Raw genomic sequence first — 14,970 nt, 5'->3', positions numbered from 1 at the left:
GTGAGCGCGGCATGGGTGTGGGCAATCGCGGCCCTGGTCGAATTCGGCGGCCTGATCGCGGTGGGGGTGCTGCTCATCGTGTCGCGCCGACAACTGGGCGGAGCGCGGCTGGCGTTGCAGCGCCTCCGGGAGACACGGCCTCGGCGTCGTTCCAGGCCGCCTGGAGTGGCACCGCTGGCCATCAAAACCGTATGGCGGACCGCGGATTCGCTGATCAATAAGGGACTCGGCGCCACGGTGCGCAACTCGGTCGAGGACCTCGCGGGATGGGCCCGGGTGGAGCGCCCCGATCTGGCCAGGATGACGGCGGACGGCAATGTGGTGATCGCCTTTTCCGATATCGAGGGTTCGACCGAGCTCAACGAGGAACTCGGCGACCGCGGTTGGGTGAAGCTGCTCGAACGGCATAACAAGCTGATCTACCAGCAGGTCGAGGAGCACGGTGGTCATGTGGTGAAGACCCAGGGCGACGGCTTCATGATCGCCTTCCCAGATCCCGTGAAGGCGGTGCGCTGCAGTATCGCCGTGCAGCGCGCGCTGCAGTCAGATCCCTCGCGCTGGGACCAGATTCGCGTGCGCATCGGCTTGCACATGGGCAGCTCGGTACGGCGCGGAGACGACCTGTTCGGGCGCAACGTCGCGCTGGCTGCGCGGGTAGCCGGCCAGGCCGACGGCGGAGAGATTTTGATCAGCGAGTCGGTGCGGGACGCAATTTCCGGATCCCCCGACATTGTGGTGGGCACCCCACGTGAGGTCGAGCTCAAGGGCTTTCGAGGCAGCCACGAGGTCTACCCGGTGGTCCTAGCGGCCCCGGGCTAGGGGAGTGACGCAACCCGGTCGACCAGCTGGTTTCAGTCCTATAGGCGCCTACTTGCCCCGCCAGCGCAGCACGTCCAGGGCCGCCGCGACACTGACGCTGCATTCCGACAGCGGGCGGGGCAGCAGCTCGTCGGCGCGGGCCAGCCGCCGCAGCAACGTGTTGCGGTGGGTGTACAGGCGTGTCGCCGCACGCGAGGCGTTGCACTGCTCGCCGACGAAAACCCGCACAGCGTCCTGTAATTCGCTGCCGGCTGTTTCGAGGCTACCGAGGGTGTGTCGGACGAATTCGGTCGCACGGTCGGGGTCGGCGGTGAGCAACGCAACCAGCTCGACGTCGGCGAATTGGGCGACTCGTTGCGGTGATCGCAGACGGGCCATCATCTGCTGGGTGGTGAGGGCGTCGAAATGGCTGCGCCGGAATCCGTCGATGTTATCGGCGCACGGCCCGACCGCGACCCGGATATCTGGCATGCTTTCGATCGAATTACGCAGTGCAACAGCATCTATCGCTCTGCTCGGTATCCACACCCAGCGAGTTGCCGTGCTGGCCAGGACGGTCAGTGGTCGTGCCGCGGCGGCCTGTCCGAGAGCCTCGGCGGCGGCATCGAGTCGGGCCATGTCGCCGGCGGGGTCATCGCTCCAGATAACAGCCGCAATGTGCGGGCCGGTGAGGGCGTACCCCAGGCGCGCTTCGGCTCGGGTTCGGGCGATGGGAGCCCCGTCCAGGATTAGCGCCACCGTCTCCCGTCGTTCGGCGTGCGTTCCGCGGGTCAGATCGTCGCGCTCGGATTCGATCCGCGCGGCGATATCGGCCAGTGTCGCGTCGATGAATGCGCTGATCGAGCGTGAACACACGTCGAGCATTTCGTGCAGCTCGGTGGGATCCGACGTCAACTCGAACGCGATCTCCATCAGCCGGCGCCATGCGACGCCCTGGCCGATCCGGTAGGCGTCCAGGGTGTAGGGCGTAAGTCCGCGGCGGGCTACCTCGCGCGCGATGTTCAGCGGCTCGGGCTCGGTGTTGGGCGGCACCGGTGCGCCGGGATCGCGCACGTTGGCCGCGCCCCAGAAGTACATGTTGGCCCGGTTGCTGCGGCCGACCGCCGCCGCCAGTTCGGGATCTGCGGCGATGGTGGGACTGGCCGCCAGGACTTCGGCGTCGAGTTCTTCCAGCCATTCCGCGCGAGGGTTCAGGCTGATCTGTGCGCACTGCCGAATCAGCTCTCTGACCGGGTCCGACGGGCGTTTCCATGACATTTAGCGATGGTAATGTTTTGGTGCAAATTGCACCATAAAGATCGAAAATTGGTCCTATCTTATCTTGGTTTCGGTGCTCGTCCTGGCGACCATGATTTCAACAAACTCACTGAGGAGTCAGGATCATGTCCCGCACATCCGCACCCGTAGCCACCGATATCGAGCACGTCGACGTCCTGATCGTTGGAGCAGGAATCTCCGGCATCGGCGCCGCGTACTACCTGCAGCGCGAGCACCCTAACCGCAGCTACGCGATCCTCGAGGCGCGCGGCGCCTCCGGCGGCACTTGGGATCTGTTCCGTTACCCCGGCATTCGTTCGGACTCCGACCTGCACACGTTCGGTTACGAATTCAAGCCATGGCGCGACGAGGCCGCCATCGCCACCGCCGACAAGATCCTGGCCTACCTGCGTGAGACCGCGACCGAGAATGGCATCGACCGCAAAGTGCGCTTCCACCACAAGGTGCATGGCGCGGCCTGGTCGAGCGGTGAGGCGCGCTGGGTCGTCGACATCGAACGGACCGACATCGGGCAGCGGACCCAGATCAGTGCCAATTGGCTGTTCTGCGCCGGCGGCTACTACCGCTACGACGAGGGTTACACGCCGCACTTCGAGGGGCGGGAGCGCTTCGCCGGGCAGATCGTGCACCCGCAGCGTTGGCCCGAGGATCTCGACTACACCGGCAAGAAGGTGGTCATCATCGGCAGCGGCGCCACCGCCGTAACCCTGCTACCGGCGATGGCAGCGCGCGCCGGCCACGTGACCATGTTGCAACGCTCGCCGACCTACATCATGCCGGTGCCGTCCAAGGACGCCGTCGCGAACATGGCTCAGAAACTGCTTGGGGCCGAGCGCGGATACGCGCTGGCCCGCCGCAAGAACATCCTTAAGCAGCGCGCGGTGTACCAGTTTTGCCAGACGTACCCGACCCTGGCTAAGAGGATCATTCGAGAAGTCAACGCCAGGCGCCTGCCGAAGGACTACCCCGTCGACGAGCACTTCAGCCCCGCCTACAACCCGTGGGATCAGCGGCTGTGCGCGGTTCCCGACTCCGATCTGTTCAAGGCGATTCGCAACGGTAGCGCGTCTGTCGTGACCGATCGCATCGCGACTTTCACCGAGACTGGGCTCATGCTGGAGTCTGGTCGCGAACTGGATGCCGACATCATCATCACCGCAACGGGTTTAAACCTGCAAGCGTTCGGTGGCATGTCGCTCACGGTGGACGACGAACCAGTGAATCTGTCAGACCGGTTGGCCTACAAGGGAATGATGCTCTCGGGCGTGCCGAACTTCGCCTACGCGATCGGATACACGAACTCCTCGTGGACGCTGAAAGTCGGGCTGCTGTGCGAACACTTCTGCCGGCTGCTATCCCATATGGACGCACAAGGCTGCGACACCGCCTGCCCGGTTGTCGACGACCCTGACATGGAAACCCGCCCCCTGCTTGACTTTTCGGCGGGCTACGTGCAGCGGGCGGTCGACGAGCTGCCCCGACAGGGCGCCCGTCGGCCGTGGCTGACGTCGATGAGCTATCACGCCGACGTGAAGCTGCTGCGCAACGACAGCGTCGTCGACTCGGCGTTGCGGCTGACCGCCTCCAAAGCTAAGAGTGACGTCGAGTTGGTCTCAGCCTGAAGGCTTCCACCAACACCGGGGCGTCAATCGACGTCACGCGGAACGAACCTGACGAACGGAAGCCGTCGCCCGACCGCCCGAAAGTCGGCATCGGAACCGTCGACGGCGAATCCCATCAAGCGTGGCAGGAGATGCTTGGCCGCCAAGCGATGTCGCGCAGCGTAGTTCGCGAAGACGTCTTCCCCCTCGTCGTCGGTTAACGGCACCGCTCGGACCAGGATTGTCCGTCTGCCAACTTGGATGGTCACATCGGGGACCTGAACAATATTGCGGTACCAGGCCGCAGTGGGCCCCCACCCTGACGCGACGACGAAGCTGTCGTCCGCAGGGTCGTGCGCCACCACCTCAAGTACGGTTTGGCGCCGCTTGCCGGTCACTCGTCCGATGTGATTCAGCAACACCAGACGCGCGCCGAACAGCCACCCGAGATGGAGCCGGTATGCGTAGATTGGTATCCGGAACAGCAGGCGAGTCAGCCCAGCGGGTGGATTGACGTTTCTGACTACCTTCACGATCGCTTCCTTTCATTCCGTGCGGCAATCGCCGGGTGGCGGGACCGCGGGCGGTGATCGCACCTGCGTTGGCGTTTCACGCTTGTCACATCGGGTAGTCGGGCAAGTCGATGTTGTCGCGCAGGCTGCGCGAGACGAGAAACTCGCCGAGGGGATCGAAGTTCATCGCCCGCATCACCAGATGGCGAAACCGGATCCCCAGCTGTGTCTTCGTGGCGAAGACCGGAATCAGTTGCTGTGCACTGGCTTGCCGGGCCTTGACGATAGGGCGCATTCGCGTCTGGTATGCCTGGAAGGCGCGCTGGTGGTCGCCCTGAGCGGCCAAGAGCTCACCAGCCAGAACGTAAGCCTCGGCGATCGCGAGTCCAGTGCCTTCACCGGCGAGCAGCGAGACGCAGCCGGCTGCATCTCCGAGCAAGGCCACGCGGCCGTGCCACCAACGGTTCAGGCGAATCTGGCTCACCACATCGAAATAGAGGTCTTCGGCAGCGTCTACGGCGGCCAAGATTTGCTTGCATTCCCAGCCGGAGTCACCGAACTCACGCCATAACAACGACTTTCGTGCTTCCAGCTCTTCTGGAAGGTTGCTGTCGGGCGAGCGGAACACGAAGAGAAACATGGTGCGATCGTCGCGCAACGTGAATCGTCCCACGGAGCGACCCGGACGGCTGTAGGTCACATACACCAGTTCGTCGCGGGGCCGGTATCCCTCGACGACGCACGCAGCTACCAAACAGCCCAGATAATGCGCTGGTTGCGAATCAGGTCCCGACATCAACCGGCGGACGTTGGAGTGCAGGCCGTCCGCGCCGATGAGCAAGTCAAAAGTACGCGCGCCGGCATGGGCGAAGCTCAGCTCGACACCGTCCGTTTGTTGACCGATCTCGGTGATGGTGTCACCAAATATCGTTTCGACGCCTCCTCCGATCGTGGCGTAGATGATCGCCGCCAGGTCACCACGAGCCAGGCTGGTGAGTTCGCCGCCGACGGCTCGCCGCAAGCCATCAAGGCCCAGATCTGCCTCAATTTGGCCATCGGGACCGACGGAGCGCACCGATTGGACCTGATAGCCGGCGTCGCGGATGGTTGCCTCCAGGCCCATACGTTTCGCGATGCGGTAACCCACGCCCCAGAAATCGATCACATAACCGCCGGTGCGAAGTTGCTGCGCGTGTTCGATCAAGGTCGGTTCATGACCGATGCGGTGCAGCCAGTAGGCGAGCGCTGGGCCGGCCACACCGGCACCGCTGATCGCAACCTTCATGCGGGACCACCTCCGCCCTGGCGTCAACGGACGGCTTGTGCCGAAATGCGCCGGCGCCTGCGCATACCATAGCACTATGCAATAGTTGCATTAGGAATTAATAGTGTCGGCGAAGTCCGCGTGGACTGCTGTTGCAGCTAACGAACCGTAGGCCGCGCCGAGGCTATGACGATGCGTTCATGTGCCGACTATGGGCACACACCGCGCGAGGGGCTGTCGACGCACTTCTGAACTTGCAGAGAATACGTGGTGGTCGGCGTCGCCGGATCACCGCAACCACCCGCTGCTTTGGTCGACGTGATGGAGCCGGCCAGGCTCGTCGACGAGAACGCGTAGACCAGGTCGGCGGCGGCTTTGCTGCCGTCCGGGCACGTCCAGGCCGACGAGTCGGCGCGGCTAATCGTCCACGAGCCACCTGGGGCCTTGTCGATCGGGGCGCCCCAGGTCTTTGGCGTCGACACCCAGCCTGTGCAATTCCCCGCGGGGTTGCAACTGGTGTTCAGGATCAGAATCCCGCCAAGCGGGTGCGAGCGCGACCCGTCAACCGCGGCTTGGTAGTGGCCGTTGAGGCTATCGTCGGCCGCAGCGGGGCCCGCTAACGCGGCCGCGCAACAAGCCAGGACGCCAACAAGCCCGGTCGGGATCCGAAAGTCGCGCATGGGGATTGATGATCGCAGATGTCTGCTGCGGAGTGAAGTGTCAGAAGTTCATGCCCGAGTACATGATCCTGCCCGGATCGTATTTCTGTCGAACCGTACTGAGCCGGGAAAGGTTCGCGCCAAAATACCGTGACGGCGGCTGGTTGGCCTCGATGTAGTTCACGTAGCCGCCGGCCGAATATGGTTGCACCGCCTGGTGCGCGGTATTGAGCCAACCTGTTGCCGCGGAAGGGGAACCGGACGTTTCGACATACCACTGCACCATTGCGGCGTGCCGCCGGTAGGGGAATGCGGTGGCATTGGGGGCCACCGTGGCCAGTGCACCGTCGAGCGCGTGCATGATCACTAGGCCCCGGCCCGCCCCGCGCGGGAAGGCGTCGAACGCCGACGCGATGCCCTTTGCCGCGGCGGCGTTGAGTGCCGGGAAGACGTCGGATCCCCCCACATAGCCCAGCGGTGACGGGTTGAGGTTCTCCACCGCCAGATACTTCACCAGGTCCAGATAGTTGAACGTGTGGTGGTCGGTGCCGGTGGGTTGTACGCCGACGGCCGAAACAATCGCGCCCGCAACGTTGTTGCCGGACCCAGCCGGTGAGGTTGCCATGATCCGGCACTGCGTGCCCATCGCGTCGGCAGTCGCGTCGGCCAGTGCCCAGAACCTCTTGTCGACAGTGCGCAGCCAGTTCTGCCAACCGACCAGCACCTGTGCGAATGCTTGAGACGGAAAGTTGAGGTTGACGACGTCGACGTCTTCAGTCGGGAAGGTGGCGTACGTCAGCGACGTCGTCACGCCGAAATTGCCGCCACCACCGCCGCGCAACGCCCAGAACAAGTCGGGGTTGCTGCTGTTGGACGCGGTGACGGTCTGGCCGTTCGGTAGCACTACCGTCGCCGATGTCAACTGGTCACAGAGCAGGCCGGCATGTCGGGAATGGGCGCCGATACCGCCGCCCAACGTGTGTCCCCCGGCCCCGACCGACGGGCAGGTGCCCGTCGGCAGCCCCCGTCCGTTGGCGGCCAGCGCCTCATGCATGGCCAATAGATGGGTCGCGGGCGTCACTGTGACCTGCCCGCTAGCGCCGTCATACTTGATGTCTCCGGGCAGCCCCCGCAGATCCAGCACCAACGCTCCGTCGGCCGTGGACGCGCCTGTGTAGGAGTGCCCACCGCTGCGCGCGGCCACCTTGAGGTTGCGGGCGGCAGCGAAGGCCATCGCCTTCTGCACGTCGGCAGCCGAGGTCACGGTGACGACGGCCGCCGGAGTCGAAGCGTTGTAGTTAGTGTTGAAAACCTGTTTGGCAGAGCCGAATTGACCACTGTCCGGGCCGATCACCTGCCCGCCGATCGCGCCGGACAGGGTATTCCAGTCGGTTGCGTTCGGGACGGCACTGACCCGTCCGGTACCAAACAGTGCGCCCGCCGCCACCGCGCCGGCTGCACCGCGCAGGAAGGCCTGCCGCGAGAACTCACGACGTGGATGCCCGGGTACCGTCATGCCCGCAGTGTGGGTTACACGAGGTGAAAAACCGCTGTGGTGCCTACCGTGTCGCGGTATTGGTGACGAATTGTGACCCGCGGTCGGCGGTCATCGGCCGCTGAGTTGGATCGCTTTGACGATGAGTAACAGCGCCCCGACCACCAGGTACGAACGCAGCGCGATCATCCCGAGGCGGGTGCCAGGGGACCAGGTCACCGGCTCGAGCAAGGTCAGTGGTGGCATGCGCCAGGTGGCGCGGTCGACGGGTCGGGCGGGTGCTGGCGGTGGGACGGGCGTGGGTCGGCCGCGACTCATCCAGCGCAGCGTTGGGACGGCGGCCGCCGCGAGGATGAGTAGAGCCACGGCCAGGTAGCCGGTGACCGCGACAACGTCGAGATCGCGGAACATGGTGGTGGCCATCAGGATCCCCGACAGCAGCAGTAGCGTTCCGACGATCAGGCCGGCAACCCAGTTGAGCCAGGGCCGATTCACCCACGGCCCCAACACTTGCCGGTCGTTGCACAGCAGCAGCAGGAAAACGCTGGCGCTGGGTAACAACAGGCCCGCCAGGGCCTGCACTGCGGTGGTGATCAATCCCAGCGGAGCGCCGGGGATAAGGACGATCACCGCGGCCAACACCACCATCGCGGTGTAGGACAGGTAGAACTGCTTGGCATCGGCAAACCCGCGGTGCAGCGAATGCTTCAGGCCGAACACATCGCCGAAGGCATAGCTGGTGGCCAGGGTGACCGCGGCGGCACCGATGATCGAAGCATCCATCAGCACGATGGCAAAGAACGAACCCAGCGCGTCGCTGTGCCGGCCGAGCAGGTGCGCGATGGCGCCGGCATCGGTGAAATTGCCCACGGTGTCGGTAGAGCGTGCGGCCCAGTCGCCGGTCATCACCAGGGCCGCGGCGCCGACGATGACGACGAAGGCTCCCAGCACGGTGTCGGCGCGTTCGTAGGCCATGAACCTGGGGGTGATGCGTTTGTCGACGACATTGGACTGCTGGAAGAACAGCTGCCAGGGGGCCACGGTGGTCCCAACCATGGCGATGATAAGCAGCACTGCGTCTGAGGTTGCTCCACCCGAAATGGTGGGAACTACAAAAGATTTTGCGGCATGAGCCCACTGCGGATGAGACATCAACAGCATAGGGATCTGCAGCAGGGTGATCGCGATGAAGACGAACATGGCCCGCTCCCAGCGCCGAAAGCTGCCGGTGGCCATGATGACGACTAACACCACCGCGGATATCGGCACGGCGACGTACTTGGAGACGCCGATGTAGTCGGCTGCCAGACCGATTCCGATGAATTCGGTGACGATGGTCAAAAAGTTCAGCAGGAACAGATCGCCAACGGAAAACCACCCCCATCCGCGGCCGAAGCGTTCGTTGATCAAACGGGCGTGTCCGACTCCGGTGACCGCGCCGAGCCGGACCACCATCTCCTGATTGACGATGAGGACCGGAATGAGCAGCAGCAGCACCCACAGCAACGAGTAGCCGTAGTTCTGGCCCGCCTGGGCGTAGGTGGCCACCCCGCCGGCGTCGTTGTCACCGACCATCACGATGATGCCGGGTCCGACGATGGCCAGCAGCGTCAGCAACCGGGTCTTCCACGTCCTGGGCAGGTTGGCGTCACTCACGCTGACGCGCCCGAAAGCACCTTCGATATCGCCCAGGTGCGCTGAGTCCAATACCGCACTGCGCGGGACGTGTTCGACGTGACCGGTGGGCGCTGTCTCGGCGCTTATGGTCTTGTCGGGAATCGAAGTCACAGTTCACCTCCCGGCGAATTCGCGTGGGGCTGGGTGCTGTCGCGCAACGGACGGGGGGCGGGTTCGCGCCGGCGCCAGTCTTCGGGGATGGTCGCCTCCAACACGTCGTCCACGGTGACCACTCCGAGCACGCGGTCCTGCTCGTCGACCACGGGGATGGAGTAGAGGTTGAAGTCGGCCATCAGCAGCGCGATGTCGGTAAGGTCGGCTTCTGCGCTGACGCACACTGGATCCGAATCCATCAGTGGTCCAACGCTTTCGCCGGGGTCGGTCTGAAGCAAAGTGATCACCGATACCACACCGATCAGGCGGCGGTCCTCATCGAGGATGTGCACCTTAACCAACGCCTCCGGTTGGATGGTGCGCGCACTCGCGATCAGCGACAGCGCCACGCCGGCAGTTGAGGTGGCGGCGCACGAGACGAAGTCGACGTTCATCAACCCGCCCGCGCTGTCAGGGTTGAACCCCATCAACGTGATGACCTTGGTGCGCTGCGGGCCGGGCATCAGGTCCAACACGCGACGTCGTCGTGACTGGCGCAGGTCGGCGATCGCATCGGCGGCGTCGTCGGCGCGCATCCGGCCCAGCAGTGCTGCGACCTCGTCATCACGCATGTCGTTCAACAGCCGGCTTGCCTTCTCGGGGTCCAACTCTTCGAACACGTCGGCTTCCAGCTCCGGGTCGCTTCGGACCCGGTCGAGAATTTCGCCGCCCTCAGCCTTGTCGGCATCCTCGAGCAGGTCGGCGATCTCGGCGGGCTTAAACCCTCCGACTCGTCCCCAGTGACGGCGTATCGCGTCGCTACGGACGTGGCCGATCAGCGGTTCGAACGCTTTCCAGTCGCGTGCCGCGTGGCCGCCGGGGCTCTTGATTAGTCCGAACAGCCGCGGCGGGCGCCGGGTGTCCAGCCGCGTCAAGATCCAATCGCCGCCCGATTGTTCGAGGGTGACGTCGTAGGCGTGGACCAACTCCACGGCGGCCACGTCGATCAACCGGTGGCCAAGCACGTCGGCGCGCAGCAGTACCTCGCCATCGCGGCGCTCGAAACGACGAAGGTCGACCTTGTTCTTGGCCAATACAACCTGTCGCGGGGCAAATTCGTGAAAGGCCTTGCGGCCGATGAACACCGACCGTCCACCGACTCCGGCCACGATGCCGGTCACCAGCGGGTACTCGTCGGCGCCACGGAGTCGCACGATGACGTCCTCGACGCGGCCGACCACCTCGCCGGAGCGGGCTAGCACCGGTCCACGCAGCAGCTCAGAGAGGTGAATGCGGGCACGCCCGTCGCTAGGGGCGGGCGTCTGGTCTGATGTGCTCACGTAAGCTCTCCTGAATGATGCTGCGGGACTAGCCATTTAGATTCGCACTATCCGGCCGCCGGCGGCCGGCCCAGAATGCGAGGACGAAAACCGTAGGTGGGCATGCTTGCGAACTCGTCGTCAGCCGCGTCCCCGATCCCACCCAACGGCATGCCGGGAATCCCCATCGGTCCCATGTCTTCCATCACCATGGGAGTCGCGCCCAGGCTTCGGTACGCACCCGCGCCCATCTGAGTAGTCGCCATGGGAACGGCGTTGATTGTTGCCCCGGCTCCGGCCCACGCGGGGGGTACCGAGAGAGACCCCACGAGGTTCGCCCGCCCCAGCTGTGCTGCGGCCGTCGGCAGGCCGGCACTGGCTGTCTCCATCGCTGCGCTGCTTGCTGCGATCGAAGGCGCTGCGGCGGCGGCGCCCGGCGGGTTTGTCAGGTAACTGAAGGCAGTGACGGTGTCGATCATCGACGTCGGATTCGTCAGCCCACTGGTGGTAAATCCATTCGAGATGTTCGCAACCGAGGCGTTATTGAGGAAGCTGCCCACCAACGATCCGTTACTTCCGTCCAGGAAGTTCATCACCCCGGCGAGCCCGGTGGTGGAGGTGTTGGTATTGGGCGCGATCCCGAGCCACTCAGCCAGGCTGGACGTCGCGGAGGCTGAGTTGCTCGACGCCGTCGAGACATTGGCGGCCTGCGCGACGGCGTTGCTCTGCCCGGCCACGCCATCGGTCGCGGTGGTGGACTGCGGCGAGGTGAACGGAGTCAATTGTGTGGCCGTGTTCGAGGCGCTCGCGTAGCCGTTCATAGCGGTGGCGTCTTGCGCCCACATCTCCGCGTATTGGGCCTCGGTGGTCGCAATCGCCGCGGTGTTCTGCCCGAAAAGATTCGTGGCCATAAGGTTTGACAGTTGGGCTCGGTTGGCCGCGATGGCGGCAGGGGGGATCGTCATGGCAAACGCTGTCTCGTACGCGGCTGCGGCGGCGTTCGCCTGATTACCGGCCTGCTCGGCCTGGGCCGCCGTGGCGCCCAGCCACTGGAGGTAGGGCGTGACCGCAGCCAGCATCATCGTGGACGACGGACCAAACCAGCTTTCGTCTGTCAGGGCCGAGATTGCTGACTCATAAGATGCTGCGGCGGAACGCATTTCAGCGGCAATTTGGTTCCACGAGGAGCCCGCGGCCAGCATGGATGCTGACCCGGGACCCGTGTACATCCGGGCGGAGTTAATTTCCGGTGGTAGCACCGCGAAATCGATCATGATATTTCCTTTGAGGTCTCGTTAACCGGCGGCCGGCGGACGTGGCATTACGACTGGACGGAAGCCGTATTTGGGAATGGCACGCCTGACGCGTCTGCCGGTGCCCACCATCGGGCCGGCGTAGGCGCCCGGTCCGCCCGGTCCTCCCGCGCTTGACCCGATATCACCGAGACCGGTGGCGGGCAAGGCAGTTCCAGCGGGGGCAATGTTGGACGCGGACGTCCAACTGGACGGCACCGACAGGCTTCCCACCAAGCGTGCGTCGCCCATCTCAGCTGAGGCACCGGCGCCCAGTCCACTCATTTCTGTCGAACTCAGCGTGGCCGACCGCAGCTCCGCCATTGCCCGGGGGGGCTGCCTCCAACCCAGGCTCGACGCAAGCCTGGGGGTAAAAGCCCGCTACGGTTTGCAGGATGAACTGCGGGTTGAAAGGTCCACCCGCGATCGTACCGTTCAGTAGTGCTGTGCTGGCGAAATTGCCACTCAAGAATGTGCCCAGCGCCGAGTTGTCCGAACCGTTCAGCAGACCGGTAAGTGACGTTGTTACCGATCCGGCGGTCGACCCACCGCCAACGCTGGACGGTACCGACGACAATATCGACTGCGCAGTGCCCGTGGGTGTTTGGGCAGCTTGGGTCACGGCGCTGGCTTGCTCGGCCGGGCCGTCAGGAGTGGTCGTGGACTGCGGTGAGGTGAATGGCATTAACGCCGACGCAACGTCGGAGATGCTGGCGTAGCCGTTCATCGTGGCGGCGTCTTGCGCCCACATCTCCGCGTACTGGGCTTCGGTGGCCGCGATCGCCGGTGTGTTCTGGCCGAAGACGTTCGTGGCCACGAGCATGGCGAGTTCGGCACGGTTGGCCGCAACGGCCACTGGCGGAACCGTCATGGTGAACGCGGTCTCAAACGCGGTCGCTGCCGCGGTCGCCTGGTTGCCGGCCTGCTCGGCCTGAGTTGCCGTGGTGTTCAACCAGTCCAGGTACGGAAGCGCAGCGGCCAGCATCGAAGTCGACGCTGGTCCAAACCAACTCTCCCCGGAGAGCTCAGCGACCACCGAGCCGTAGGAGGATGCTGCGGAACGCATTTCGGTGGCGATGGTGTTCCAGGCCGAGGCGGCGGCCATCATCGGTCCCGACCCGGGGCCGGAATACATTCTGGCCGAGTTAATTTCTGGCGGCAATGCCGCGAAATCGATCACTGGTCCCCCCTCGGGTGCTCAGCGGGCGGCCGCCGCGTTGGACGCTTCGGTAGCTGCATATGATCCGGCGCTGGTCTCCAAAGTGGCCACCAACAGCTGATGCATCGCCGCGGCCTGGGCGCTGATGGACTGAAAAGTCTGGGCGTGCGTGGCGAACTTGGCCGCCGTCAAAATGGACACCTCGTCGGCAGCTGCGGGCATCACGCCGGTCAGCGGCGTCGCCGTGGCGGCGTGCTGGGCTGTCAGCGTCGAGCCGATCTGCTGCAGGCGACCGGCAGCGGCGGCCAGGGATTCGGGCTGTGCAGTGACAAAGGACATCGGATTTCTCCCAACGAATATTGGTGCAGTAGAGATGTTTTGGTCGCTTTTCGTCGCTGTTGGCCGCTCAAATCCGCGCTTAGCGAATCCAACTGTGCATATGTGAGCGGCGCGCATAGTCGACGCGTCGGTTCGCCGAATGGCAGGCGACATCGGGCTTCGCCCAGGTGTTGCTTTACTGCGTGGCTGATTTCCGGCGCACGCCAAGGTGACCCATCGTCGCACTTACGTGCGGAATTGGCCTTCGGGTCAGCCGATTTCGGGTGCGAGGAATAGCCGAGGCGGGCGCAGGGAAACAGTCGCCGGTCTCGGATACGGACTATCGTCGGGACTCATTTTCCGCCTCACCTCCTCACGGCCGCGGCATGCGGGGATGCCAATTTCCTGCACAATGGGGAGATGCTCCCAAGTCTGAAATGCCTGGGCGCGGCACCCCTCTCGTCAGAGCTTTGGCACCACACGGCGTATCCGGCTGGTCGAGCCGGAAGCCACTTGGGCTCAACCCTTAAGCCGGGAAGAGCTGTCCTGACCCGGGGCGTCTTTCGACGTTCGAGGTCAGTGGCCTGTGTCCGTGCAGACGCCTCACCTAGCGAGGTGCTTGCGTAGGCCATGGTGGCACTGTCCGGTTGTCGAGTCAAGCGAGCTGTGGCGCTTGGTCGTCGGAGTTCACCGTATGGCCGCTTGGGCGCCTTCGCGGCGTCAGTCTAGAAGCTCAGATTTGTTCGGTTCTGGCGCTTCAGGATTGGATTTCGGGTCCTGTGGCGGGGCAGGGCGGAAGGGCGGCGGCCGCGTGGCGAGGCAGGTGCCAATCTGCTGTGAGTGTTCTGACAGTTAGCTTCCCGTCATACTCCGTCGACGTATTCGCCGCGTGGCGTGCCATCCGGGCCCCTGGATCGATGAGGCCCGAAAACCCGTCAATGCGAGAGGTTTTGGGAAACACAGAAAGTTGGCATCCCGGCGGTCAATGCGAAAGAGCTATTAGCGTTGTTGGCGTATGAAGCCGGTCGCGGCGTTCGTGACCGATTGAGACGTTCGCGACCGACAGGATCAGCGGCCGGCTGTCAAAGCCCCCACCCATAGTGCGCCTTTTCCGGTCGACGATGCTGGGTTCTCAGTTCTTGGCGGTGGGCATCCCGAGCCCGATCTGCGCGAGCGTCCCGAAAATGGCGGTCAAGACGCCGTTTGACCGCACATTCGGGGACGCTCGCGTGATAGCTCCAGGATGTTCGGCGGGACTGCGCTGGACCCCGCCCAGAACCCTGGCCAGCTCGTAGTGATGCTCAGAGCGCCTGCCGACCATTGCCGCATTCGCCGATCGACGTGACCGCCTGGTTCGCGCCTACAAACGCCCGGTAAAAATTCGGGCATCTGGCACCGCCCGCGCGAGCGGCCCCAGAATGGCGGTCAAGGCGCCGTTCGGCCGCACATTCGGGGACGCTCGCGGGGAAGCTCCGCGCGGAAGA

At 64.5% G+C, this 14,970-nt stretch carries 11 protein-coding genes, 1 pseudogene and 1 riboswitch; of the genes and pseudogenes, 2 read left to right on the top strand and 10 right to left on the bottom strand.

Annotated features, from left to right (window positions below):
- Positions 1-819: an adenylate/guanylate cyclase domain-containing protein gene (locus H0P51_RS19330; protein ID WP_180914513.1), complete on the top strand. Its 819-nt coding sequence runs from the start codon at positions 1-3 to the stop codon at positions 817-819.
- 48 nt (positions 820-867) lie between these two features.
- On the opposite strand, the gene H0P51_RS19325 is transcribed toward H0P51_RS19330, so the two are convergent.
- Positions 868-2,076 (bottom strand): PucR family transcriptional regulator, encoded by a 1,209-nt coding sequence (locus tag H0P51_RS19325; RefSeq protein ID WP_180914512.1) that lies wholly within the window; start codon positions 2,074-2,076, stop codon positions 868-870.
- Positions 2,077-2,201: 125 nt separating this feature from the next.
- Between H0P51_RS19325 and H0P51_RS19320 the strand changes: the two genes are divergently transcribed.
- Positions 2,202-3,719 carry a flavin-containing monooxygenase gene (locus tag H0P51_RS19320; RefSeq protein ID WP_180914511.1) on the top strand — a complete coding sequence of 506 codons (1,518 nt, stop codon included), beginning with the start codon at positions 2,202-2,204 and terminating at the stop codon, positions 3,717-3,719.
- A 23-nt stretch (positions 3,720-3,742) separates the two neighbouring features.
- On the opposite strand, the gene H0P51_RS19315 is transcribed toward H0P51_RS19320, so the two are convergent.
- The 9 genes and pseudogenes from H0P51_RS19315 to H0P51_RS19270 form a co-directional block, all read right to left on the bottom strand.
- Positions 3,743-4,231: a nitroreductase family deazaflavin-dependent oxidoreductase gene (locus H0P51_RS19315; RefSeq protein WP_180914510.1), complete on the bottom strand. Its 489-nt coding sequence runs from the start codon at positions 4,229-4,231 to the stop codon at positions 3,743-3,745.
- Positions 4,232-4,316: 85 nt separating this feature from the next.
- Positions 4,317-5,495: an FAD-binding domain gene (locus H0P51_RS19310; protein ID WP_180914509.1), complete on the bottom strand. Its 1,179-nt coding sequence runs from the start codon at positions 5,493-5,495 to the stop codon at positions 4,317-4,319.
- Positions 5,496-5,683: 188 nt separating this feature from the next.
- The gene (locus H0P51_RS19305; protein WP_180914508.1) at positions 5,684-6,154 is read right to left on the bottom strand and encodes a hypothetical protein; all 471 of its coding nucleotides are present in this window, start codon (positions 6,152-6,154) and stop codon (positions 5,684-5,686) included.
- A 40-nt stretch (positions 6,155-6,194) separates the two neighbouring features.
- Positions 6,195-7,649, bottom strand: a complete 1,455-nt coding sequence (locus H0P51_RS19300; protein ID WP_180914507.1) for an FAD-dependent oxidoreductase — start codon at positions 7,647-7,649, stop codon at positions 6,195-6,197.
- Positions 7,650-7,739: 90 nt separating this feature from the next.
- Complete coding sequence (locus tag H0P51_RS19295) at positions 7,740-9,392, bottom strand: NRAMP family divalent metal transporter (protein WP_180919096.1); 1,653 nt, start codon at positions 9,390-9,392, stop codon at positions 7,740-7,742.
- A 20-nt stretch (positions 9,393-9,412) separates the two neighbouring features.
- Entirely contained in the window at positions 9,413-10,690 is a 1,278-nt protein-coding gene (locus H0P51_RS19290; RefSeq protein ID WP_246398874.1) for a magnesium transporter MgtE N-terminal domain-containing protein, read from the bottom strand.
- A gap of 95 nt (positions 10,691-10,785) precedes the next feature.
- Positions 10,786-11,991, bottom strand: coding sequence for a PPE family protein (locus H0P51_RS19285; RefSeq protein WP_180914505.1), 1,206 nt, complete (start codon positions 11,989-11,991; stop codon positions 10,786-10,788).
- A gap of 21 nt (positions 11,992-12,012) precedes the next feature.
- Positions 12,013-13,186, bottom strand: a pseudogene (locus H0P51_RS29010) (PPE family protein, SVP subgroup).
- A 21-nt stretch (positions 13,187-13,207) separates the two neighbouring features.
- Positions 13,208-13,507, bottom strand: a complete 300-nt coding sequence (locus tag H0P51_RS19270; protein ID WP_180914503.1) for a PE family protein — start codon at positions 13,505-13,507, stop codon at positions 13,208-13,210.
- A gap of 426 nt (positions 13,508-13,933) precedes the next feature.
- Positions 13,934-14,108: riboswitch (M-box (ykoK) riboswitch) on the bottom strand.
- Positions 14,109-14,970 lie beyond the last annotated feature (862 nt).

It is taken from the genome of Mycobacterium vicinigordonae, from assembly GCF_013466425.1.
Classification (GTDB): Bacteria; Actinomycetota; Actinomycetes; order Mycobacteriales; family Mycobacteriaceae; genus Mycobacterium; species Mycobacterium vicinigordonae.
This window is presented reverse-complemented; position numbering and strand designations above follow the sequence as displayed.

Excerpts from the sequence above, each read along its gene's own strand:
- H0P51_RS19325 (WP_180914512.1), bottom strand. The coding sequence starts at position 2,076 with ATGTCATGGAAACGCCCGTCGGACCCGGTCAGAGAGCTGATTCGGCAG.
- H0P51_RS19320 (WP_180914511.1), top strand. The coding sequence starts at position 2,202 with ATGTCCCGCACATCCGCACCCGTAGCCACCGATATCGAGCACGTCGAC.
- H0P51_RS19310 (WP_180914509.1), bottom strand. The coding sequence starts at position 5,495 with ATGAAGGTTGCGATCAGCGGTGCCGGTGTGGCCGGCCCAGCGCTCGCC.
- H0P51_RS19305 (WP_180914508.1), bottom strand. The coding sequence starts at position 6,154 with ATGCGCGACTTTCGGATCCCGACCGGGCTTGTTGGCGTCCTGGCTTGT.
- H0P51_RS19300 (WP_180914507.1), bottom strand. The coding sequence starts at position 7,649 with ATGACGGTACCCGGGCATCCACGTCGTGAGTTCTCGCGGCAGGCCTTC.
- H0P51_RS19285 (WP_180914505.1), bottom strand. The coding sequence starts at position 11,991 with ATGATCGATTTCGCGGTGCTACCACCGGAAATTAACTCCGCCCGGATG.
- H0P51_RS19270 (WP_180914503.1), bottom strand. The coding sequence starts at position 13,507 with ATGTCCTTTGTCACTGCACAGCCCGAATCCCTGGCCGCCGCTGCCGGT.